Raw genomic sequence first — 22,574 nt, 5'->3', positions numbered from 1 at the left:
GTCGGGAGGGCGTAGCCCGACCAGAGCGACGACAAAACCGTCGGCGACGGTCATGCGGCCATCACCATAGCTTGCGTGCCGAAGTAAGCCTCGTCGGGCGTGCGCCCGTCAAGGCTCGAGTGAGGGCGTCCCTGATTGTAGAAGGCCAGATACTTGGCAATTGACGCTCGCGCCTCGGACACGCTGTCGTAGGCGCGGAGATATACTTCTTCGTATTTGACCGTGCGCCAGAGCCGCTCGACAAACACGTTGTCGCGCCAGGCGCCCTTGCCGTCCATGCTGATGGCGATCTTCGCGTCCAGCAGCACATCGGTGAACTCGAGGCTGGTGAACTGGCTGCCCTGATCCGTGTTGAAAATCTCGGGCCTGCCGTGCTTCGCCAACGCCTCCTGGACCGCTTCGACGCAGAAGGCCGCCTCCATTGTGATCGAGACGCGATGGGCCAGGACCCGTCGGCTGAACACATCGACGACCGCCGCGAGATAGACGAAGCCACGCCGCATCGGAATGTAGGTGATGTCCATTGCCCACGCATGGTCGGGCCGCTCGATCTTCAATCCGCGCAACAGGTACGGGTAGATCTTGTGACCCGGAGCCGGCTTGCTCGTGTTCGGGCGACGATAGACCGCCTCGATCCCCATGCGCTTCATCAGCGTCGCGATGTGGCGGCGACCGGCGTATACGCCCTCCCGCCGCAGCAACGATCGCAGCATACGCGCTCCCGCGAAGGGATAATCGAGATGCAGCTCATCGAGCCGACGCATCAAGGCAAGGTCCTCGGCCGAAACTGGCCGAGGTTCATAGTAGACCGTGCTGCGAGCCAGCTTCAGGACCTTCGCCTGGCGCACGATAGAAAGATCATGATCGCGGTCGATCATCGCTTTGCGCTCAGCAGGCCCGCCTTGGTGAGCGCGCCGGACAAAAAATCGTTTTCCAACGCCAGCTCGCCGATCTTGGCATGTAACGCCTTCAAATCGACCGGCGTCTCGGCCGATGTCTTGTCATGCCCAAACACGCCGGCGGCGCCTTCCAGGAGCTGGTTTTTCCAGATCGTGATCTGGTTCGGATGAACATCAAACAGTTGCGCCAGCTCCGCCAGTGTCTTGTCGCCTTTGACCGCAGCCAAAGCAACCTTCGCCTTGAATGCCGGAGAATGCGTCCGGCGGCTCTTCTTCGTCATCTTCGCTCCTGATTCGCAGCAAGAATCCTCGCCGCTGTCAGGCAGAAAATCCACTCAAGCTACTGTCCGAATTTGCGGGGCCAGCTCTGAGAACGAGCATCGCCATCTCTTTCGTGACGGTGTCGTTCGCGAGCAATGACAGGAACAGGTCGGGTTCCTTGGGGGGGCAACCGCCAGTTGGCGGGCAGAGCGGCGGATGCGCGCATAGAGTTGCGCAGTTCGGCGAACCTCCGTTCGAGCGCCCCGACGCGCGCGACCAGCGCTTCCTTCGTTTCGTTAACCAATTCCATCCGTCGATACCGCTTGACATCCGTCACCTATCCGGCTTTAAGCCGAATCGGCTGGCAAACTTTCCGTGAAGCCGCTGAACCGTCAGTAACGGACGGAATCGAGGATGTCAACGGATTGCAACGGATCATGAACAAAACTCATCGGACGATCCGTCGCCGGACATAGGTAACAGGGCATTTGTCTTCGAGTAGCGATCCCGAGACAGCTAGTTTAGAGAAGAAGGGGCTATCGAAATGGTGATCAGCAGAGTGCGTGGGGGCTGGGAATGAAGTCGCGAGCAGATGAGAAGCGCACCAAAGCGCATCCGGCGCTCGAAACCATCAAGGCGAGGATTGCGGAACGTCTGGAGGCCGCCGGACTATCGGGAAGAGAGGCTTCGGTTCGAGCGAAGCTAGGACTCACATACGCGAACGACATTCTTTCAGGACGTTCGCTAAATCCAACGCGCGAAACACTTGCTAAGCTTGGAACTGTTTTGGACACCGACGCCGACTATTTCTTCGGTACTCAGAGCACCCCCCGAAACCTTCCACCCTCCAAACTGCTGCCAATGCGCGAAACCGTCGCGGCTGAAGCTCCCCTCCCCGCCGCAGCGATTCCATTGTTCCAGATCGGCTTGACCGATCCTGACGGCTTCTTCGCTCTGAGAGCAGATCGTCGGACCGCATGGACCTCGTCGATAATTTCGAACGGCGATGCCTACGCCATCACTGTTCCCGACGACTGCATGGCCCCGCGCTACCGGATCGGTGAAGTTGTCGTCGTGAGCCCGAGCAAGCCCGTGGTGCATGGCGGCTTCGCGCTAGTGCGACAAACTGACGACCGCGTTGCGATTCGGCAGATCGTCACGATCTCCACCGACAAGATCGCAGTGCGGTGCCTCAATGGGGAAGCCGACATCGACATCCCCCGTTCCCAGGTTAAGGCGCTCGAACGCATCATCGGTTCTTGTGAATTAGTTTGAATTAGTTCGTTTGTTTTATCCGTCGTCGTCCGTCGTCATCCGTTGACTTAACGGATGGGAGCCCATATGGTCCGTTGCTACTCGGGAGAGGCAACGGACCATGCAAAGCATCAAATTGGTAGTTTTGGAGTCGCCCTACGCTGGGGCGGTTGACGACAATGTCGCCTATGCGCGGCGTTGTCTGAAGGATTGCGCACTGCGCGGCGAGAGCGCCCAGGCGTCGCACCTTCTGCTCACTCAAGTTCTCGACGACACGAAGCCGGACGAGCGCGCGCTGGAGATCGCGCTCGGTCTCGCTTGGCGATCCGTCGCCGCATACTCGGTCTTCTACACGGATCGCGGATGGTCGAACGGCATGAGAGCAGCGCTCGATAGCGCCATCCTCGATAACCGCCCCTTCAAGCTGCGCGCCTTTGGTCGCGTGCAGTTCCCGAGCCGCTACTTTCTGCCGCTCAACATCTATGAGGCGATTGATCAGACGAAGGCTCCCGCCAATGCGTGAGCCCTGCCCCAACTGTAGCGGCGACTGCGGCTCCGCGAATCCGCCCGTGCTCAACTGCCCGATGGACGGCGGCACCGTAAAGCCGAGCGGGTCCTATCACGACTATCTCGCGCTTCTGCGTGCAAAGGCCGCGTTGAGCGAAGGCGACACGATGGTCGCTCTCCGCCATCTCGCGACGCTCGAACGAGTCGGCATCCGAGACGAGATCGACGCGGTGATCCGCTCCGGTCTGTACGACGACGCGATCCATCGCATGCGTCTCTTCACCCACCCGAAATATCCGAACGATGACGCCTGTGCGGCGCACGTCGGCAACGACCACCACTTTCGACCGGCCAAACAAGGGAGCCTTCTGTGAAGTTCAAGATCAATCGTGACGCACTTGCTGACATCGTATCGCGCGGCGTATCCAGCGCCCCCAAGAACTCGCCTGCCGTAATCGCAAACAACGCGCGAATCGTTGTGCAAGACGGCGCGATCTCCATCGCCACCACCGACTTCGAGATGATGGTCGAGGCGACCGGCGCATGCGAAGTCGAAGTCAACGGCGCGACGACCGTCGATGCGATGAAGCTGAAGTCCGTCGTGGATCGTCTGCCGAAGGGCGTCGATGTCACCTTCACCATGGACACCGCGAAGTACGAACTGATCGCGAAGGCCGGTCGCTCGCGCACCACCTTCCCGACCCTCGCTGCCGAAGACTGGCCTGCTCGCGACTACGCCATGGACGGCGCTCAGTTCGCCATCGAAGGCGCTGACCTCGTTCGGCTGTTCGGCCACACCGCCCAGGCGCTTTCGACCGTGCCCAACTCGCCGATGCAAGGCGTCTTCCTTCACGTTGCGGACGACGGCAAGCGCCTCGCCGCCGTGGGCACCACGGGCACGATCCTGTTCAAGGCGACCGTCCCCGCGCCGGATGGCGCTGAAGACATGCCGATGAACGACAACCGTCCCGGCGTCGTCCTTTCGGCCGAGACGGTCAACTCGGTGCTGCGTCTCTTCGGCAAGGCCGACGTGGTGAACGCCGTCGTCAACGCCAACTCGGTCTTCTTCTACACCGATACGACTCGCTTCTGCTCTTCGCTGTTGGTCGGCACCTATCCGAACTATCTGCCGCTCGTTTCGGCCCCGGCTGCCGAGAGCATCGTTGTCAGCCGTGAAGCGTGCGCCAGCACGGTCGCGCTGCTCGAAACGTTCGCCTCGAAGGAATTGGGCCATCGCTTGCAGTGCGCCGGTTCGGAAGACGGCTTCGTGGTCGCGGTCGGTAGCCAGACCGGCGGCAGCGTTGACGTGGTCGAGGCGCAGATCAACGGCGAGATCGCGGCGTTCGACATCAACGGCATGTTCATGAAGACGATGCTCAACTCGTTCCGCGCGAGCAGCATCGCGCTCCATCCCGACCATCGCAATCGTCGCATCATGTTCCAAGCGGATGACGAACATCTGACCGGCGTCATCGCCATGATGAACATTGCGACCGACCTCGCATCGGGTCCGAAGCATGAGTAGGACCCGCGACCGCGCCAACCGGCGCACGGTGACGATGCCGGACCGCGTCGGCCCTCATGTGAAGCTCGTCTTCGCAGAGATGGCGCGGCTCCGCGTCACTTATGACGAGACCGAGGAAGGTTCTGGCGTTCGTCGCGCTTCGATCAAGGCGTGGCGGCGCAAGAACAAGCCGGGGCTCGAGTCTCTCGAAGCGGTGCTCGGCTTCCTGGGGTGGGACTTCGTCGCGGTGCCCCGCGCGAAGGTTCTGCCCGAGGAAGTCCGCGCAGAGCTTCAGCCCATCGCCGACAAGCTCGGCCTGACCATGCCGCAGACGGTGACGGCTCTGATCGAGATCGTCACCGGCATCCACGAACGCTTCCCCTTCCTGCGCGACCCGACCGCGATCCGGCCGGTCCGCTTCAAGGGCAAGCGGAAGGAACGCCCGACGATCCACCCCGACCAACACTCGCTCTTGCAGGAAGCCCCGACCCATGTCGCTCATTGACGACAAGACCACCAAGCAGATGATCGACGCTGCCATGGCGCGAGGCGCGAAGCCGGAGATCGAGTCCGTTTCCTTCGCGTTGCTCGATGCTCGCTTCCGCGCGTTCGAGATCAGCATGCGGCTCGACTCGGTGATCGCTGGCGTGCGCGCCGTTCGGGCCACCGTCACGATCCCCGTCTTGGACGTGGCCTAGCTCAAAAACGGCCCGGAAAACTTAGCATTTCCGGGGCTTTATCACCCCCTTGAAAGCTCAAATTTACCGGCTTAAAACCGGATTGTCCGTCGCCCATCCGTGGAAGTCTGAATGACGCCCGCTACACGCATTTCCCCATTAGCCCCGTGCGACGTGAAGCCCAAGATCGCCTTCCGCGATGAACTTCGGCGGCGCGCCGTTGCCCCCGAGTTTGCCGAAGAGCGCCGCGCGATCCTCGCCGAGAAGCAGGCCAAGCGCATGCGCGGCGTCACCGTCGAGATCAAGAGGAAGCGGTCGTGATGAAGGCGGCGAACGATAACGTGCCGCTTGGCACCATCTCGACCACCGTCGAAGTGATGGAGCGGCTGCGCGTCTCGCGCAAGACGCTCTATCGGTTGGTGGCACTTCATCTTCCCGGCGCGGCTCGCGTCGGTCGCGACTACCGCTTCGAAGAAGCGGACATCATGGCTATCTGGCGTGGAATGAGATCAGCATCATGCGACTATATTTGTGGCAACGAACCCCAGGCAAATCGAACTGGATCATCCGGGGCACGGACGACAAAGGGCAAGAGGTCCACGAGTCTACAAAAACGACTGACAAGAAAACGGCCGAAGCTCTCCGCATAAAGCGCGAAGGCAAGCTGCTATTGGAAGTCGTCCACGGCAAGCAGGCCGTGGTGACCCTCCGGTTGCCCGAGATATCCACTGAATGAAGTCGGCGATTTCACCAGAACCTCGCCGACCGTGCCCTGCCTGACATCGCCCCCTTGCTGATCAGCGATACGGATTTGCACCAGTGGTACGGCGACTCCGCAAGATGCAAGCCGTTCCGGCCGCGCAATCTCATGGTCCTCCGGCCGCAAGACCGTGACGATCCAGGTCTCGGTCGTTCCGTAGTGTTGGACGAGGCTGCAACCAATCGTAAACGGTACGAGAGGCCCACGGAGCCACGGACTTGGTGCGGACGGCCTACGCACCGCGCTTGAAGCGTATAGGCATCCAGAACTGCCGGAGGGCCTCGACGGTTGCTGGAATGTTGCGCCAGGCGTTTTGGATGATGGGCTGCGTTCCCAGCGTGCGCCGGGCCGGGGGTAGCAAGGGTCGACCGGCGTCGTCGATGCAATGGACCAAGATCGGCCGCAGCATAAGGTGTTCGGTTCCATTCGGGGGGAGAAGCCGCGACCAGACGAGAAGCCGAAGCTTCATGACGGCGTAGAAGCCCATGCACCAGGGCTGCGGGTCGACTTCGCCGTCCGGTGATCGCACGAACAGCGGCTCGAAGCTCTCCGGTCTCGTCGACAGCGTCTCGCTGATAGCGTTGTGGCGCATCAGCGTGGCGGCGATTGCCGAGAACTCCTCGGTGTCGTGATTGAAGGCGTCGGGATCTACGCCGAGGAGCGGGCACACCCATTCCTCGGACGCCATCGAGACCGGCCCGGCGACGACCGCGGCCACCGCGCCATCGAGCATGGAGAGCGACGTCGCCCGCGGATGCCGAAGCGTCGGCGACCTGGCGCGCTTGCTGATCCATTGCCCGAGCCGTTCGAACGACATGGCATAGTCCGCCATCGTCGTCTTGCGTGCTTTTCGCGTTCCCCGCCCTTGCTTCGGCTTCGTCATGCCACGGCCCGCTTTTCGGCTTCGCGTGCGGCCTTCCAGTTCCAGGCCAGAAGTTCGTGAAGCTGGTTGGTCTTCGTGGCGCCGCTCACCATGCGATCGAGAACGTCGACGAGATACGCCTCGGGGTCGAGGCCATTCAATTTCGCTGTGTTAAGAAGCGAAGCGAGTATCGCCCAGGTCTCGCCCCCGCCTTCGTCACCACTGAACAACGAGTTCTTTTTTCCGATCGCAATTGGCCTGATCGATCGTTCGACCGTGTTGGTGTCCGGCTCGAGCCGCCCGTCATCCAGGAACGTCGTCAGGCCCTGCCAGCGTTCGAGCATGTAGTCGATCGCCTTGATGAGCGTCGAGCGGCGGGAGATCCCGTCCTTCACCGCGATCAGACGGGCCCTCAACGCCTCCATCAGCGGCTTCGTCTCGGCCTGTCGCGTCGCGCGGCGTTCCCCAGCATCGAGACCGCGGATCCTCTCCTCGATCGCGTAGACGGCCGCAATGCGCTCGATGACCTCCGCGGCGAAGGGTGAGTTCGTCGTCTTGTGCACCCTCACGAAGTTGCGGCGCGCGTGAACGAGACAATACGCCAGCTGGATCTGGCCCGACATCATCGCATCGCCCGCCAGCGAGGCGTAGGCGGCATAGCCGTCGACTTGCAGCACGCCTTCGAAGCCGGCTAACTGCGCCACGATCTCCTTTTTGCCGCGACCACCTGCGAACACGTAGGCGACCGCCGGCGGCGCCGGCCCCTTCCACGCCCGATCGTCCGTCGCGTGCGCCCAGAACTGGCAGATCCTCGTGCGGCCGCGTCCCGGATCGAGCACTGGCATCGGCGTCTCGTCGCAGAACAGCCGCTCGAAGCCGTGCATAGTCTTCAGTTGCAGATCGTAGAGGCCCCTGACCAGCCACGCCGCGCTCCCCATCCAGCGCGCCAGCGTCTGACGGTCGACGACGACACCCTGACCCGCCAGGATCTGCGTCTGGCGATAGAGCGTCGATTGCCAGGCATATTTGGCCGCGGCGATATGCGCGATCAGCGCCGTCGTTGCCATGCCGCCCTCGACGAGCCGCGCCGGTGCCGGGGCCTGGACAATCGGGCCCTCACAGGAGCGGCAGGCGTATTTTGGACGGATCGTGCGGAGCACGCGCAGCCACGCGGGAACCCGATCGAGCGCTTCGCTGCTCTCCTCGCCGATCCGATGCATCTGACCCGTGCAGCACGGGCACAGCGTGGACGCCGGCTCGATCACCCGCTCGACCCGAGGCAGATGCGCCGGCAGCGCGCCGATGTTGCGCTTCGCTTTGCGCCGCTCCGGCCGCGGCGCGTCCGGTTTGTCGTCATTGGCCGGGAGCTGTGAGCCGGCGGTCCGTTCCAGATCAAACGCGATCTGTTCGGCGCAGACGATCGCCGCGCGCTCCGATCGTGCGCCGAAGATCAGGCTCTTCAACGTGGCGATCTCTGCGCGCAGATCATCGTTCTCGCCTTCGAAAGCCAGCACCATCTCGGCAAGAGCCGCAGGGTCAGAGGGGAGATCTTCGGGGCGAAGCGCCATATCGCAGAGCTACACGAACGCACTCGCAATCGCCAGCAAAACAAGACGCTTCAGGCAACCTTCGTCGGCCGCTTCGTCACCTTCGGGACCACACGCGACCACTCCGCAAGACCTTCAATCAGCATCGCCAGTTGCGCCCCCGTCACCGGCATCGTACCCTCGCGAACAGGTGGCCAGGCAAAGCCCCCATTCTCCAGCCACTTCGTCGCTAGAACCATTCCCGAGCCGTCAAAAACCAGTAGCTTCAAACGATCCGATCGCTTCGATCGGAAGACATAAACGTCACCGCTGTAGGGCTTGCCGCCTAATCCCTCCGCTACCAGCGCGACAAGGCCATGAACGCCTTTACGAAAGTCAATCGGCTGCGTCGCGACGAACACACGGACCATTGGACCGAAAGAGATCATCGCGTCGATCTCACCGCCGCCAGCACGCGCTCCAGCGTCGCGGCGTCGACGCCGACGGGCACGCGCACCGTCGCGCCCGCGATCATCACCTCGATCCGCTCGGCCGGATCCGTCAGAACATGCGCCTTATCGATCGCGTTCGGCTGCGCCTCGACGGCGGCCTGGAGCCTGACTTGCACGAACTGCGGCGCTTCGCTCGACGCGAGCCGCGCCTGGCGCCGCCACACACTGAGCAGTCCCCGGTTCACCCCGTTGCGTCGAGCCACCTCGGAAATGCTCGTCTCCGGATCGGCACTCTCGGCCACGATCCGCGCCTTCTCCGCATCGCTCCAACTGCGCCGTCGCCTCTCCCCTGTGATCACCTCGATCCGCTGATAGGAGGCGGCATCATGCCCGTCTTGATGTCTGTCTTGATGCATGGAACGAGCGTCCCTCGCGTTGTCAAATCCACGCGCGAGTCTCGCTCATCCCGTCCACCTAAACGAGGTGGGGTCGTCGTACCGCTATCAACCAATCTGCTCCCGTGCCCGGCGCACCGTCTCCGCGCCGATGGCTGAACCGAAATACACAATGGTCCGGAGCGAAGTCAGGTCCGTGGAGCGGATCGCCGGATGATCGAGGATCATCTGCAGGGCCGTCGGCACCAGCGGCAGGATCGTCACGCGGTCGCGCGCGATGGCGTCAAGGACAGAGGCGGCATCGAAGCTCGGAACAATGGACAACCGGCCGCCATTGTACAGCGCCTGCATCGCCACGCAGCTTCCACCCAAATGGAAGTTGGGCATACCGAGAGAAGGATGGTGTCCTCGGCGGTCCAGCACATCGCCGGCTCCAGCGCTGCGCTCCTGAAGGAATGCCTGATCGCGTCGTGGGACAGGACGACGCCTTTCGGCCGGCCCGTCGTTCCCGAGGTGTAGGCGAGCAGGCAAGGAGTGGAAATGTCGCAGGCAAGGTTCGGATCGTCACTTCGCGCGTCCTCTGCCCATCCCTGCAGGCTTCCGTCGTTCAATGCGCGATCGAAGTGCACGATCTCGCACTTTATCGAGGCGCGGGCCTGGGCATCCTGCATCCAGGCGCCAGTTGAACGGAGCAAAGGCGCATCCGATCTTGCCGGCGGCGAACCAGGCATCAAAGAAGCCCGCGCTGTTCATGCCGAGGTAGCCGACGTGATCACCGGGCCTGAGTCCGGCAGCGAGCATGCGGCTGGCTGCCTGATTGGAACGTCGGTCCAGCTCCCCATAGCTGGTCGATCCGCTCCTGCCGACCAAGGCGATGCGGTCGGGCGATCGCGCTGCCCATGAGCGCACGATGTCGGGAACGGTCGTTATCTCGTGAGAGTGCGGCATGCCATCTCCTGCTCGTGTGCGCCTGGAACTAAAGCGAGTTGGCAGTCGCCCCGGCGCGCCCTTTATCCGTCTTGTCCAGGAACTGCTGCGAGCGGTCCATGACGCTGGGATTGCCGCCGCAAAGCGCGTATCCCCACATCGCCTCGATCCGCAATTGGTCGTAGAAGGGACGCCCAACGACTTCGAGGATGGTCGCCTTGGCGGACTCGATGGCCATCTGGTCGTTGCGCAGGATGCGCGCCACAACGGCTTCGGCTTCCTCCATCAGCTTCTCATGTGGCACGACGCGCGAAACCATATTGGCGGTGTAGGCACGCTCGGCGCTGAACGGCTCTCCGGTCAGCAGCATCTCCAACGCAAAGCCGACCCCGCATGTGTTGACCAGGCGCACGATGCCGCCATCCGCGGGATGCATCCCGCGACGAATTTCAAGTGTGCCGAATTGCGCACGCGCCGAGGCAATGCGGATGTCACACGCCATCGCAAGCTCGACGCCGTGCCCGACGCACCATCCGTTGATCGCAGCCACGATCGGCTTGTAGAAGCGCGCGAGCGGCCCCCGGGTGATGCCGCAAAGCCCAGCGTCTATCCTGTCGCGGCCGACCATTGGGCCGACCGTCTGCCATTCCGGCGCGTGCGTTTTCAGATCGGCTCCGGCCGTGAAGGCGTCTCCTGCTCCGGTAACGATAGCGATCCGCATCGCAGGATCGTCTCGGAAATCCGTCCAGATTTCGCACAGACGCTCGTGCATCTCCACGTCGATCGCGTTCTTGACCTCCGGCCGGTTCAGCGTGACATACGCAATGGGGCCGCTCTTTTCGTAGAGGACTTTCGATGTCGGCATTGATGGTCCCTCCCGGGAACGAGCAGGTTGTCCTCGCGCAATGGCCGTCTGACACGCAGGACATCGGTGCAGGGCATCGGTGACGGGATGTCTTGGAAAGAAACGACGCTTGCGAAGCTCAGCGCGCTGTCCTGCACGACCTCCCGCCAAGCCCGGGAGTACGGCGCGAGCAGACGATAGACGCTTGTCACTCCACCGGGGTCCTCCGCCTGATCCGAGCGAAGCTCCACAATAGGATAATTCAGCTACCGAACGATTTCGGCTCGCAGCAAGAGTGTTGCGATTGCAATATTTGTAGTTGGTCCGAAACGAGATGCGCGATCGAGCCGAACGGCCGTCAGGGCCGTTCATCAAAAGAAGCGAAAACAACCCCATGCACAGTAGACCGCACCAGTCGGATCAATGGGTTACGAATTTTCCGAATTCGAATTTGACTTGTCGGGCAAAACAGGGGCAGAATGGCATGATCAGGGGAGAGGGGCACCGGGCAGTCGATCGGACCTGAACGGGTCACTCGCCATATACAAAGCTTAGCGGGCCAATTGCGTCGCCCTGCATCAACGCTCGCGGAAAGCCCGCGCGACCTGATCTAAGAGGGGCTTGGTGAAATACGACAGGATGCTGCGATCGTAGGTCTTGGCAAAGACTTCCGCCGGCATGCCGGGCACGAGCTTGACGTTGCCGAGACGCGCCAGCTCCTCCGGCAATATCGAGACACGGACGGTGTAGAAATTCTGACCGGTGCGTTGATCCGGCGTCACGTCGGCGGAGATACGGCTGACCTTCCCCTCGATCTCCGGCGTCGTGCGCTGGTTGAAGGCGGAGAACCGCAGGCTTGCCGATTGACCGACGTAGAGCTGGTCGATGTCGGCCGGAGCAACCTTGGCTTCCACCATCAACAGGTCGGCTTCCGGCACGATCAGCATGACGGGGTCGGCCGGGCTTACCACGCCGCCGACCGTATGGACGTTGAGTTGATGAACCACGCCGGCTTGCGGAGCACGTATGTCTACCCGCTTCAGTTGATCTTCGGCCGTCACCTTGCGCTCGACGAATTCGCCGATCTTGCCGTCGATCTCGCGCAATTCCTTGGCGACTTCGCTGCTGAGATCCTGGTCGATCTGCAGGATCTGCAGCTCGATTTCGGTGACCTTGCCCCGGACCTGGGCCGTGGAGGCGATCGACTGCGCCAGCTCGCCCTTGAGACGCGCAGCTTCGCGCTCCAGGAGGGTGAGACGGTTTATCTGGACGAGATTCTTCTCCCAGAGGCCGCGCACTCCGGTCAGCTCGCGCTGAATCAATTCGATCTCTTCCGCCTTGGCCTGCTGCAAGGCGGCATAGCCGCGGATTTCATCCTCGAGCTGCGCGATTCGCTGGCGAAGCTGGGATTTCTGGCCGCGACGCGCGGTGGCGCGCAACTCGAACAGCTTGCGTTCGCTGCCGAGCGCAACAGCGAATTCCGCAGAAGTGTTATCGAGCAGCTCCTGCGGAACGACGAGACGGTCGGCACCGTCTCGCTCGCTGGCAAGACGAGCCTTGCGGGCGCGCATCTCGTCCAATCCCTTCGTATAGATGGCGAGGCCGGCACGCAGGGCGGTTTCGTCGAGCCGCACCAATGTCTCGCCGGCACGGACATGGTCGCCTTCGCGAACCATCAGCTCTCCGACGATACCGCCGGTGAGATGCTGGACTTTCTTGACATTGGAATCGACCACCACCGATCCAGCGGCGGTGACCGCTCCGGACAGCTCTGTTGTCGCGGCCCAGCCGCCGATCCCGCCGGTCAACCCTGCCGCCAGAATGATTCCGGCAAGCAGATGATGGCGCATGCTGCGATCTTCGCCGTGTATCGCGGCGGTCATGTGGATGCGGCCGGTTGAGGGACGACGACCTTGAACGGCGCGGCAGGCGGCCCGGCTTCCCGCCTCGCCAGCAGCGACTGCACGTCTTCCTTGGGCCCGAAGGCCTGCTGCCGGCCATGGAACATCGTCATCACGAAGTCCACGGCAACCAGCGCGCTGGAGCGATGTACGACGATAACGACGACACCGCCTCGGGCCCGAACGGCGAGAATTGCGCGAGTCAGCGCCTCTTCGCCCTCGATATCCAGGTTGGAGTTGGGTTCGTCGAGCACGACCAGGAAGGGATCCATACAGCGCCCGCGCGAGCGCCACGCGCTGTCTCTGGCCCGCCGACAATAGTGCGCCGTGTTCGCCGATCTGGGTGTTGTATCCATCGGGCAGGCTGACGATGAGCTGGTGGATGCCGGCGGCATTGGCAGCGGCAAGGATCTGCTCCATCGAAGCATCAGGCGCAAACCGTGCAATGTTCTCGGCAATGGTACCCTCGAACAATTCGACGTCCTGAGGCAGGTATCCGATATGATTTCCCAGTGCGTCAGGCGACCATTGCTCGAGCGATGCGCCGTCGAGCCGGATAACGCCGCGTGACGGCCGCCATGCGCCAACCAGGGCGCGCACCAACGAGGATTTTCCCGAGCCGCTGGCGCCGACGATGCCGAGCGCGCTGCCTGCCTTCAGATGAAAGCTGACATCGGCGACAAGGAGCTTTTCCGATCCAGGAGCCGTGACGGACAACTTGTCCACGACGAGGAGCCGTTCCGGCGGCCGCAAAGGCAGCTTGTCGGCTGACGCCGGCAACGCCGACATGAGCCCGGTCAGGCGCTGCCAGCTTTGGGCAGCTGCGATGAAGTTCTTCCAGTTTCCGATCGTGACGTCCACGGGCGCAAGTGCGCGACCCGTCAGGATAGAACTGGCAATGATGATCCCGCCGGATGCTTCCTGTCGTATGACGAGATAGGCCCCGACTCCGAGCACGGCCGATTGCAGCATCATGCGCAGTATCCGTCCCGTGACGCCGAAACCTCCCGAGATATCGTTGGCGATCCTTTGCTGCCTGCGATGCGCATCGCCCAGCTTGCGCCATCGCTCCAGAAACCGGGACGACATCGACATTGCGATCAAGACTTCCGCGTTGCGACGACTGGCTTCCGCAAGGCGATTGCGTGCAGCGGCATAGCTCGACGCCCTTCGGACGGATTGCCGCGACAGTCGATCGGTGACCAGCGTCAGCACCACCAGAACGAGTGCACCGCCGAGCGCTGTCATGCCGATCAGCGGATGGAAGGCAAAGCAGATGGCGAGGTAGAACGGCAGCCAAGGCAGATCGAACAGCGCAGGCAGACCGGAGCCCGACATCACCGATCGAACGGTGTCGACGTCGCGAACCGGCTGCAGTCCGTCTCCACCGCCGCGTGTCCGAAGCGGAAGGCGAACCACCAGATCGTAGATGCGGTCACTGATGCGCCAGTCGATCTGGTTCCCGATGCGAACCAGCATACGGCCGCGAACCACTTCCAATGTGCCCTGAAAGAAGAACAGCAAGGCCGCAATGATCGTCAGGCCCGCCAGCGTGGATACGCTGCGGCCAGGCAGCACGCGATCATAGACCTCCAGCATGTAGAGGGAGCCGGTCAGGCTAAGAATATTGATCAATCCGCTGAACGCTGCAATGCCCACAAGGGCCGTGCGGCACGATCGAACGGCGGCACGCAGTTCCGATCCTGCATCCGTGGAAGGGCCTGCTTGCGTAGCCAACATCACACGCAATTACTCCGCGGCTTACGATGAGGTGATTGTCCGAACCGACCGCCCTTCACCGAAGAAGCGATGAAAACCGCTCCTAACTGTCGATGATTCATGACAGCCGTTTGACAACAACAGAGGTGCCGGCCGGGGAGCCGACACCTCCGCATTGAGCAATATCCTCGTCGGGCGACTGGCGTCAGACGAGATATTGGTGGATCAGTTGCAGCTGGCCGCCTTCGACGAGCTCCCCTCCCACATTGAGGTGAGACTGGGTGTCGATCAGGTAGACGTTTTCGCCGGCGTTCCCGAGGATATGCGAGACGTCGATGACGCCCGAAGCCTCTTCGTCCTGGGTCAGGAAGTTTGCACCTCCCGTCACGAAGCGGCTCGCATCGTGCTGGGCAAGCTGTGTGAGCGAGTCGGTTGCAGGATCGTATTGCCAGACCTTACCGAGGTGGGCGTTGTTGCCGACGTCCTCGGACAGAATGAGCTTGCCGTGCGAATCGACGGTAATATTGTCGAGCATCTGCTGACCTTCGCTGCCGTTGAGGAGCAGCTTGATGGTGCCGCCGAGCTCGGGGTGCGACGCGTCGGTGAAGTCGAGCGCCCAGAGCTGGCTCGGTGCGTTGAACGCATTCGTCGACACGAAGTAGAAGCGGTTCGGGTTGAGCGTATCCCACGCGCCGTCCTCCGGCCGCAGAAAGCTCGTCACGCCCGCAGTTTCGCTGTCCGCGTCGATTTGCGCGCCGGTCTTGCCGCTGACGTCGCCGAGATCAATCATGGTGAAGGCGGACTTCTCGTCGGTACCAAGCGCACTGGTGCTGCTCGGCGCATTGTTCGCGGAACCTTCGAACTCGCTGACGTGAATTCCGAGCAGATGGCCTCCGGTCAGGCCGGCCTTTTCGACGACATTTCCGGTCGCCTGCTTGGTGCCGGAATAGAAGTAGACCTGGCCGTTCTGGCCGTCATCCATCATGGCGACGACGGTCTTGTCTCCGGTATGCGCATTGGCGACCACGTTCTCGTAGGCCATGTTGCCGAGCCAGGCCAGCTCGTAGCTGTTACCGTCCTGGGGGCCGCCGACGACATGAGCGAAGGCCCGTCCCTCGACGCCTCCCTCTTCACCGGTGAGATACAGCCTGCCGTCGAAGCCAAGCCCCGTCTGCGCATTGTAGAACGCGCCCGAATCGGCAAGGTCTGCCGAACAGAACCGGTTGAACGTCACCGGGCTGTTGCCGGCGTTGTGGTCGACATAGGTGCCGCCCTCGTACATCCAGACGTCATGGATAAGGTCCTTGCCCGAGACGACCTGCAGCGTGGTCTTGTCAATGACCCACTCCAACACGAACGAGCCGGTGCCGCCATGCGCCCGGGCAATTCCGGCCGTTCCGGGCAGCTCATGGTTCATCAGGACGGTGAAGGTGCCGTCGCCGTTGTCGAACGCGCCGAGACCGTCGGGAATGCCGGCCATCTTGTAGCCGTTCACGCTGTCGCCGGTCGTCAGCAGCGACTCGGTGTAGACGTGCGAATTGCTGCTGAGCAGGTGGGGCGTCTGTGAGCTCGAGGTGCCCGTCACCTCGTTGGAAAGAATGAACTGCTCGGCGTGAAGATCGGAAATGCGGGCATGCTCGATGATCAGCGTATCGCCATGGCCGAGATTGATCTGCACGTGATGACCGACCTGGCGGGCGGAATCGATGAGCGTCTGAAACGATAGAATGTTGAAGTCGCGGACGTCAATGCGGTCGCCCGCATCAAGCCGCTCGATCGTGTCCACGCCCATGCCCTTGCGGAGCAGGAACTTGTCGTTGCCCTCATCGCCGCTGAGATGATCCCTGCCTGCGTCGCCAAGGAGCAGATCCCGGCCGCGGCCACCATGCAGATCGTCATTGCCATTGCCGCCGATCAGGGCGTCATTGCCGCTTTCGCCGAACAGCGTATCGTTTCCCTTGCCTCCGTCGATCCAGTCATTGCCGCGGCCGCCGAGAACGATGTCATTGCCGAGACCGGCGACGATGGTATCATTGCCGCCGAAGCCGAGGATGATGTCGCTGTGGTTCGACCCTGGAATGGCGTCGTCTCCGTTGGTTCCGAACTTGATCTTTTTGAACGGACCGACGTGGCGATGATCGTCGTGGTGATGGTGCGACATGCTTGCTCCCTGGCTGTTTGGCTTGGTACTGGCACGAACGCTCCGTTAACCAACGGCTGTGACGTTGACGCGACATCGATATGAATGGGCCATGCCTGCGTTTGGCTCGAGTGGTATTCGGCGAAACGTCAGGGCACGGGTTCGCCCGGGACGATCCCGAGGCCGAAACCGATGCACTCGGCTCTATGACCTGCCCGCACGCGATCGTCGGCACGGCACACCCTGCAAGGACTGGATTGCGTCGCTTCCGCCGTCGCTCTTCGCGCTATCGCGGACAGGCCGCTTGCAATGTCGGAGCAAGCCTCAAGCAGCCCGCTCCGCCCGCCAGGCCGCGTAGAGACCGACGAGAGTGCCGATGGCGACCAGCGCTGCCGCCAGCAGCAGCTGCAATTGTCCATCATCGGTGGCGCCTACGGACGACACAAGTCTGGTCACGATGACGAACAGCACGCCCACGGAGGCCGCCGCGCCCAGGCAAAGGTGGGCGAGCTCTCGCGTCAGGTTGCCGCCGAGAAGTCCGAGTGCCGTGAAATACATCGCGCAGGCGTTGGGATGAACGAACAAGGCAATGCGCGCGTAAGGACCGTAGGCGTGGAGGAGGGACTCACATCGACCCAGGGCCGTTTTTGAGGCAACCCGCTGCAAGAACGGTCTGAAAAAACGAGCCTGCCCGTAACTCAGGACGGCGCCGACGATGATCGCGAGCCACGCCATGACGAAGACGAAGGCATCCGCGGGCTTCGGATTGAGCGCCACGGACATCAGGATGAGGGCCGTTCCGGGAAAATAGCCGAAATACGGGAAGACCGACTCCATGAGCACGCAGGCGAACATGAAGACCAGAAACCATGACGAACCGGTCGCACCCTGGACGATGGCGTTCAAGTCGAAGAGGTTCGTCCTGTACAGGACGAGGTACATGCATATGGCCAGTCCAGCCAGCGCGTAAAACGGCAACGCTCCCGCCAGAAAACGTCTCATCCAACCAACGCGCCCTGTTTGGCGGGCACAGCGGAGACCATCGGCATCAACAGCAGACAACCGAAACGTCTCGCAGGCCGAATTCCGGCACGGCTGCCGGGGCTCTGCTTCCTTCGGGCTTCAGGTATCATGGTCTCCGTTCCGGACAGCTCTGGCGCGATGGACATCAGGTGGATCGACTTCGCGCCTCAGCTTCCTGTTGGCGCACGATATTTCCGGAGAACCGCTTCGCGCTTTGCGCCAACGGGGACCTTCGGGTCCTGCTTTAGGCGAATGAGATTGCTCCTGTCGAGTGCCGTTTGCTCATGCGATCCTCGCCTCACCCCTGAGCGCGCCTACGCAATCGACAGGATCTCGATCTCCTGGCTGCCTGAACCCACGACGTCTCCGACCGCCTTTCCCATCAGCGACCTCGCGACCGGCGAGACGAACGAGATCGAGCCGGCTTTCGGATCGGCTTCGTCCTCGCCGACGATGCGGTAGGTCTGCACGCGGCCATCGGTACGGCTGAACGTTACCGTGCTACCGAAGGCGACGACGTCGGTTGCGACAGGATCGGGCATGACCTGCGCGGTGCGTAAGCGTTCGGTGAGATAACGGACGTCGCGCAGGGGCACGGCCGACTGCCGGCGCTTCTCGTTGACGTCATCGATGCGTTGCGCGGCTTCATAGGCCTCGCGTGCTTCGGCGAGCTGCGTCTGCAACGCCTTGTAGCCTGCTTCGGTCACGAGGTTTGGATGCGGCGAGATCGGACGATCCGGCAACAGCGTCTCGGACGCGGTTTCGGCGCTCTCTTCCTTGGTAAAGGCGACGCTCAATTGAAGATCCTGTCGAGCTGTTTGGGATGGCGGCGCTGCGCGCCGCCGATTGCACTGAACTATATCTCAAGTTCGACGAAACGGCGCAGCTTGAAGACAAGGTCCGGCATGGCCTGGCGGAACCGCGTTGCATTCTGAAAACTGGTCGAAAACGGGGCGAAGGTGAGCATGGCGTTCCAGTTCCGGTAGCCATAGACCGTGACCGAGACGCCAGAGCTCGGGAAACCCTCCAGCTTGCGCAGCTCGCCGAGCACGAGATCAGCGATCGCCTCGGCCGGCAGCAGGCGCTTGCCGTCCCGCGTGGTTGCGATTTGCGCGGGCGGCTCGACCGGCGTCGTGGCAGCCGGCGCGTCATCGGACGCGTTCCCGGCCGTGGCCGGTGCCGGATCGGAGCTGGACGTCTCGCCCGGCTCCAATCCATCCGCCGGCACAGTCGGCGGACCATCGGCGAGCGGTGCAAAACTGTCTGCGCGCCTGTTGCCTCCCAGGATGCCGCTGATCATCGCCACAAGGCCAGCGTCCTTCACCTCGTCATTCATTACTCCCCCCCCCCGGGACTTCGGTCTACTCTAGCACTGCTCTCGCAGGCCGCCACCGGCGATGGCACCGGCGGCACGACGTTCGTCGCGTCACGCCGCTGTGCGATCCGCTACCGCTTGTCGAACGGAATATACTGCTGGTACTGCTTCGGCACTGAGCTGCGATAGCGCGCCGGCACGGTGCCGGTGTCGATCGAATGATCGATCTCCTGTTGCCGGGTCATCTTCTTCTTCGATGCGCTCTTCCTGGCGTCGGTCGGCTGGCTGGAGCTGTCGGTGGTTGCGCTTGGCGCCGTCGTTGTCGCGGCCGGCGCAGCGGTTGTCGCGTGAGGCGTAGCGGTTCCGCCGGCGGCCGGGGCATTCTGCGCCAGCGCAAGCGGCGTCTGCATCACCAGCAGCAGCGCGGCCGTCGCAGCCAGCAAATATGAATTCTGCATCAGAACCTCCAAAATGCCTGATCCGAATGAAGGCAAGCCTAGTCCCGCGGGATCGAGGCGTGCAAGTTCGTCGAATAGCTCGGAACCCGCGCGCGAACTGTGGTGGAGATCACATTGCCCGCCACCGGCTGCGATCACGATGATCTCACCTCGAACGCATCCGGCGTCGCGGACACCAATATAGGCATGACCGTGCATCAGACAGTCCAGCGGGAACGCCAGCACGGCCGTTCCAACCTCGAAGGAGATTGAAATGCGTCGCACCATCCTCACCCTTGCATCGTTCGCGACCTTGATCGCCGCTTCAGTGTCGGCGGTCCCGGCCCAGGCCGCAAACGACAGGTACTGCCTGCAAGGCCGCCACTGGGGTTACCCCGGCAACTGCCAGTTCGCCAGCTATCAGCAATGTGCCGCCACGGCTTCCGGAACGTCGGCCTATTGCGGCATCAACCCGCGCTACGCCTACTCGCAGTCCTATCATTACTGACGAGTTGGCGGCGCGCACACCACGCGCGCGCCGCCACAGCCCCGTCCAGAACAGACTGAACGAAACCAGGCTTGTGTTACCCATGTCTCCGGGTCGAGCTATCGGGCAGACAGGCGCCGGCAAGGATACGGTCGTAAGACAGACACGCGAATAGGAGCGTCTAACGATCCGCCGTCGGCGCGAGAGCAAGCACCAATGTTCGCGACGGTCCCATTCTGTGCATTGCACACTTCTAGCCCGCAGCCAGGAACCTTTTGGAGGCGAAGCGGTTGGCGTGCGATGGCGTGACCGGAGTACGGCCGCCACTCACGAAGACCGCATGGACGAGTGCCCTGAGCGGCTGTCCTCTGCAGTGTCGTCCTGCGCCCTTGCAGCTGAAATCGGTGCACGCTCAGCGGACGATGGGACAGGGACAGCAAATGAGGCCTGTAGCGCGACAGCCCTTCAAACCACGCACCACCGAAGAACTGATGGCGCTGCTCAGCGCAGTAGCGACTGCAATTCTGACCGTCATCATCATCTCGATGCTCTATTTCGGCCGGGATATCTTCGTGCCCGTTGCGCTGGCTATTCTCCTCAGCTTCGTGCTGGCGCCGCTGGTCGGGATACTGCAGCGCATCCGTGTCCCGCGGGGATTGTCCGTCGTGAGCGTGGTTGTCGTTGCGTTCATGCTGATCTTCGCGATAGGAAGCCTTCTCGCCGCCCAACTGACGCAACTCGCTGGTGACCTGCCCCGGTATCAATCGACGATCAGCGAAAAGATCCAGGCGTTTCGGGATACCAAGGCCGGCAGGGGCACGCTGGAGCGCGCTTCCGACATGCTGAAAGACCTCAGCAAGGAACTTGATAAGCCGAAAGACGCCCCATCCGCGCGTAGCCCCGGCATTATCGCGGGCTCGAATACCTCCGCGCCACCGGTACCGGTCGAAGTGCGCCAGCCCGATCCCGGCGCGTTGGAAAGTCTGCGAACCTTGATTTCTCCGCTCATTCATCCGCTCGCGACCACCGGCATCATCATCATTTTCGTCGTATTCATTCTAATTCAACGCGAGGATCTTCGTAACCGCTTCATTCGGCTGGCGGGCTCGTCGGATCTGCAACGAACGACGGCCGCGCTGGACGATGCAGCGAGCCGCCTCAGCAAGCTGTTTCTGACCCAGCTCATCCTGAACGGCGCATTCGGTGTGGTGATCGGCACCGGCCTTTGGCTCATCGGAATTCCAAGCGCGATTCTCTGGGGCATCCTCGCGGCTGCGCTTCGCTTCGTCCCCTATGTCGGCGCGGTCATCGCGGCCGCATTCCCGGTGGCGCTGGCGGTAGCCATCGATCCCGGCTGGTCGATGCTGCTTTGGACTCTCGCTCTGTTTCTCGTCGTTGAACCGATCGTGGGCCATGTCGTCGAGCCGATGGTTTACGGCCGCAGCACGGGGCTTTCTCCCGTTGCCGTGGTCGCTTCGGCAACGTTCTGGACAGCGCTTTGGGGACCGATCGGGCTCGTCCTCGCGACCCCCCTCACGATTTGCCTGGTGGTGCTCGGGCGGCATGTGGAGCGATTGGAATTTCTCGACGTGATGTTCGGAGACCGACCGGCGCTTTCTCCTCCGGAAATATTCTATCAGCGGATGCTGGCGGGGGATCCCACGGAAGCGGCCGAAAAGGCCGAAGAGTTCTTGAAGGAGCGTTCGCTGGCCTCGTATTATGATGAGGTCGCCCTGAAGGGTTTGCAGCTGGCGCAAGCCGACGCCGATCGCCATGCGCTCGACCAGGAACGTCTTACGAAGATTCGCGACGCCGTCAGCGAATTCGGCGCCGATCTTGCCGATCAGGACGACCGGCCGCCGGCGAGGAGCAGTTCAACCACCGATGCTGAAGCATCGTCCGCGGTGGAAGGCGTCGCAGAGAATGCCGCCAATGAACATTTGCCTTACCTCCGCAGAGAAACTCTTCCGCCGGATTGGCAGGGTGAACACCCCGTCCTGTGCGTGGCCGGACGCACCCTGATCGACGAGGCGGCCGCGATCATGCTGGCTCAGATCTCGACTGAGCACGGGCTCGCTGCGCGGGTCGAAGGGGCGGCATCGCTGTCCACGACGAACGTCTTTCGTCTGGATACGACGGGCGTGGCGATCGTTTGCCTGGTCTATCTCGATGCCCGCGCCGCGGCACACATGCGGTACTCCGTCCGGCGTCTGAGGCGGAAATTGCCGAAGGCAACCATCATCCTAGGTTGCTGGGTCAAGGACATTGACCCGGCGGCCCTGGAATTGCTGCGGGAGGGCGCTAAGGCTGACCTCGTTGCAACGAGCATCGGCGAGGCCGTCAGGCTGTGCATCGAAGCGACGGGGGCAAGGGAACAGGGGCAAGAAACAGAGAAGGATAAATCCACAACGGCTGCAGCGTGAGGCTGCCATCGATGCCGGCCTCGAAAGCTGCCCTTATGTGAGTACGCCTGCTACTGCGCGACCGAGCCGAGGTCGACCTCGCGCCCCAGCGCGAGAGCGCTGATCAGCGAGACCGCTGACATACACCTCCGACGCCGTGACGTTGCACCTGTCCAGCAGTACGCCGCCCATCGCGCGGCTATATCGTCACCGGCCTCTCGCGTGTGGTGCAAAGTTGTTACGATAGGCCGAGAACCCGCGGCGCGGGCGCGATTTCGGATT

General features: G+C 62.4%; 24 protein-coding genes and 2 pseudogenes. 10 read left to right on the top strand and 16 right to left on the bottom strand.

Annotation, left to right across the window (positions count from 1 at the left end; all coding sequences use genetic code 11):
• Positions 1–50: 50 nt before the first annotated feature.
• Positions 51–1,180 (bottom strand): IS3-like element ISRj2 family transposase gene (locus tag ABIF91_RS23765; protein ID WP_129557670.1). Its coding sequence is split into 2 segments (ribosomal slippage): positions 51–928 and positions 928–1,180, totalling 1,131 coding nucleotides; the frame shifts between segments, so codons are not numbered across the junction.
• A 556-nt stretch (positions 1,181–1,736) separates the two neighbouring features.
• Between ABIF91_RS23765 and ABIF91_RS23760 the strand changes: the two genes are divergently transcribed.
• The 8 genes from ABIF91_RS23760 to ABIF91_RS23725 all read left to right on the top strand — a co-directional run bounded on the left by ABIF91_RS23760 (position 1,737) and on the right by ABIF91_RS23725 (position 5,752).
• Entirely contained in the window at positions 1,737–2,435 is a 699-nt protein-coding gene (locus ABIF91_RS23760; protein ID WP_284280759.1) for an XRE family transcriptional regulator, read from the top strand.
• 100 nt (positions 2,436–2,535) lie between these two features.
• Entirely contained in the window at positions 2,536–2,937 is a 402-nt protein-coding gene (locus tag ABIF91_RS23755) for a hypothetical protein (protein ID WP_028153235.1), read from the top strand.
• A complete protein-coding gene (locus ABIF91_RS23750; protein WP_424579427.1) occupies positions 2,930–3,295 on the top strand; it encodes a hypothetical protein in 366 nt (121 codons plus the stop codon). The genes ABIF91_RS23755 and ABIF91_RS23750 overlap by 8 nt, the downstream gene beginning before the upstream one ends.
• Complete coding sequence (locus ABIF91_RS23745) at positions 3,292–4,446, top strand: DNA-directed DNA polymerase (protein WP_028182127.1); 1,155 nt, start codon at positions 3,292–3,294, stop codon at positions 4,444–4,446. The genes ABIF91_RS23750 and ABIF91_RS23745 overlap by 4 nt, the downstream gene beginning before the upstream one ends.
• The gene (locus ABIF91_RS23740; protein ID WP_028182128.1) at positions 4,439–4,930 is read left to right on the top strand and encodes a hypothetical protein; all 492 of its coding nucleotides are present in this window, start codon (positions 4,439–4,441) and stop codon (positions 4,928–4,930) included. The genes ABIF91_RS23745 and ABIF91_RS23740 overlap by 8 nt, the downstream gene beginning before the upstream one ends.
• Positions 4,917–5,123 (top strand): hypothetical protein, encoded by a 207-nt coding sequence (locus tag ABIF91_RS23735; RefSeq protein WP_028182129.1) that lies wholly within the window; start codon positions 4,917–4,919, stop codon positions 5,121–5,123. Before ABIF91_RS23740 ends, ABIF91_RS23735 begins: the two co-directional genes overlap by 14 nt.
• 111 nt (positions 5,124–5,234) lie before the next feature.
• On the top strand, positions 5,235–5,423 hold the full coding sequence (locus ABIF91_RS23730; protein ID WP_155252136.1) for a hypothetical protein: 189 nt from the start codon (positions 5,235–5,237) through the stop codon (positions 5,421–5,423).
• Positions 5,423–5,752 carry a helix-turn-helix domain-containing protein gene (locus ABIF91_RS23725; RefSeq protein ID WP_080660108.1) on the top strand — a complete coding sequence of 110 codons (330 nt, stop codon included), beginning with the start codon at positions 5,423–5,425 and terminating at the stop codon, positions 5,750–5,752. Before ABIF91_RS23730 ends, ABIF91_RS23725 begins: the two co-directional genes overlap by 1 nt.
• A gap of 17 nt (positions 5,753–5,769) precedes the next feature.
• On the opposite strand, the gene ABIF91_RS23720 is transcribed toward ABIF91_RS23725, so the two are convergent.
• The 15 genes and pseudogenes from ABIF91_RS23720 to ABIF91_RS23650 all read right to left on the bottom strand — a co-directional run bounded on the left by ABIF91_RS23720 (position 5,770) and on the right by ABIF91_RS23650 (position 19,424).
• Positions 5,770–6,102, bottom strand: coding sequence for an AMP-binding protein (locus ABIF91_RS23720; RefSeq protein WP_080660109.1), 333 nt, complete (start codon positions 6,100–6,102; stop codon positions 5,770–5,772).
• Positions 6,095–6,745, bottom strand: a complete 651-nt coding sequence (locus ABIF91_RS23715) for a UPF0149 family protein (RefSeq protein ID WP_063712394.1) — start codon at positions 6,743–6,745, stop codon at positions 6,095–6,097. The genes ABIF91_RS23720 and ABIF91_RS23715 overlap by 8 nt, the downstream gene beginning before the upstream one ends.
• A complete protein-coding gene (gene tnpC, locus ABIF91_RS23710) occupies positions 6,742–8,292 on the bottom strand; it encodes an IS66 family transposase (RefSeq protein WP_035681142.1) in 1,551 nt (516 codons plus the stop codon). The genes ABIF91_RS23715 and tnpC overlap by 4 nt, the downstream gene beginning before the upstream one ends.
• A gap of 50 nt (positions 8,293–8,342) precedes the next feature.
• Entirely contained in the window at positions 8,343–8,699 is a 357-nt protein-coding gene (gene tnpB, locus ABIF91_RS23705; RefSeq protein ID WP_018273742.1) for an IS66 family insertion sequence element accessory protein TnpB, read from the bottom strand.
• Entirely contained in the window at positions 8,696–9,118 is a 423-nt protein-coding gene (tnpA, locus tag ABIF91_RS23700; protein ID WP_424578819.1) for an IS66-like element accessory protein TnpA, read from the bottom strand. The genes tnpB and tnpA overlap by 4 nt, the downstream gene beginning before the upstream one ends.
• Positions 9,119–9,205: 87 nt before the next feature.
• Positions 9,206–9,768, bottom strand: a pseudogene (locus ABIF91_RS23695) (AMP-binding protein).
• Positions 9,662–10,045 (bottom strand): AMP-binding protein, encoded by a 384-nt coding sequence (locus ABIF91_RS23690; protein WP_080660131.1) that lies wholly within the window; start codon positions 10,043–10,045, stop codon positions 9,662–9,664. The pseudogene ABIF91_RS23695 and the gene ABIF91_RS23690 overlap by 107 nt, the downstream one beginning before the upstream one ends.
• Positions 10,046–10,073: 28 nt before the next feature.
• On the bottom strand, positions 10,074–10,889 hold the full coding sequence (locus ABIF91_RS23685; RefSeq protein ID WP_063709761.1) for an enoyl-CoA hydratase/isomerase family protein: 816 nt from the start codon (positions 10,887–10,889) through the stop codon (positions 10,074–10,076).
• 557 nt (positions 10,890–11,446) lie between these two features.
• Positions 11,447–12,718, bottom strand: a complete 1,272-nt coding sequence (locus tag ABIF91_RS23680) for an HlyD family type I secretion periplasmic adaptor subunit (RefSeq protein ID WP_244430097.1) — start codon at positions 12,716–12,718, stop codon at positions 11,447–11,449.
• Between the two features lie 29 nt (positions 12,719–12,747).
• A pseudogene (locus ABIF91_RS23675) lies at positions 12,748–14,509 on the bottom strand (type I secretion system permease/ATPase).
• A 184-nt stretch (positions 14,510–14,693) separates the two neighbouring features.
• Positions 14,694–16,649 carry an alkaline phosphatase PhoX gene (locus ABIF91_RS23670; RefSeq protein WP_028181767.1) on the bottom strand — a complete coding sequence of 652 codons (1,956 nt, stop codon included), beginning with the start codon at positions 16,647–16,649 and terminating at the stop codon, positions 14,694–14,696.
• 303 nt (positions 16,650–16,952) lie between these two features.
• Positions 16,953–17,630, bottom strand: coding sequence for a hypothetical protein (locus tag ABIF91_RS23665; RefSeq protein ID WP_028181768.1), 678 nt, complete (start codon positions 17,628–17,630; stop codon positions 16,953–16,955).
• A gap of 335 nt (positions 17,631–17,965) precedes the next feature.
• Positions 17,966–18,448 carry a transcription elongation factor GreA gene (greA, locus tag ABIF91_RS23660; protein ID WP_028181769.1) on the bottom strand — a complete coding sequence of 161 codons (483 nt, stop codon included), beginning with the start codon at positions 18,446–18,448 and terminating at the stop codon, positions 17,966–17,968.
• 59 nt (positions 18,449–18,507) lie between these two features.
• On the bottom strand, positions 18,508–18,987 hold the full coding sequence (locus ABIF91_RS23655) for a hypothetical protein (protein ID WP_028181770.1): 480 nt from the start codon (positions 18,985–18,987) through the stop codon (positions 18,508–18,510).
• A 110-nt stretch (positions 18,988–19,097) separates the two neighbouring features.
• Positions 19,098–19,424 carry a hypothetical protein gene (locus tag ABIF91_RS23650; protein ID WP_028181771.1) on the bottom strand — a complete coding sequence of 109 codons (327 nt, stop codon included), beginning with the start codon at positions 19,422–19,424 and terminating at the stop codon, positions 19,098–19,100.
• Positions 19,425–19,677: 253 nt separating this feature from the next.
• Between ABIF91_RS23650 and ABIF91_RS23645 the strand changes: the two genes are divergently transcribed.
• Both ABIF91_RS23645 and ABIF91_RS23640 read left to right on the top strand, forming a co-directional pair.
• Positions 19,678–19,911 carry a DUF3551 domain-containing protein gene (locus ABIF91_RS23645; RefSeq protein WP_028182143.1) on the top strand — a complete coding sequence of 78 codons (234 nt, stop codon included), beginning with the start codon at positions 19,678–19,680 and terminating at the stop codon, positions 19,909–19,911.
• Positions 19,912–20,381: 470 nt separating this feature from the next.
• Positions 20,382–22,313: an AI-2E family transporter gene (locus tag ABIF91_RS23640; RefSeq protein ID WP_028182142.1), complete on the top strand. Its 1,932-nt coding sequence runs from the start codon at positions 20,382–20,384 to the stop codon at positions 22,311–22,313.
• The last annotated feature ends 261 nt before the right edge of the window (positions 22,314–22,574 follow it).

Source organism: Bradyrhizobium sp. USDA 241, assembly GCF_049739505.1.
Classification (GTDB): Bacteria; Pseudomonadota; Alphaproteobacteria; order Rhizobiales; family Xanthobacteraceae; genus Bradyrhizobium; species Bradyrhizobium liaoningense.
Note: the sequence above shows the minus strand (reverse complement) of the source record. Positions and strands in the feature narration are given on the sequence as shown.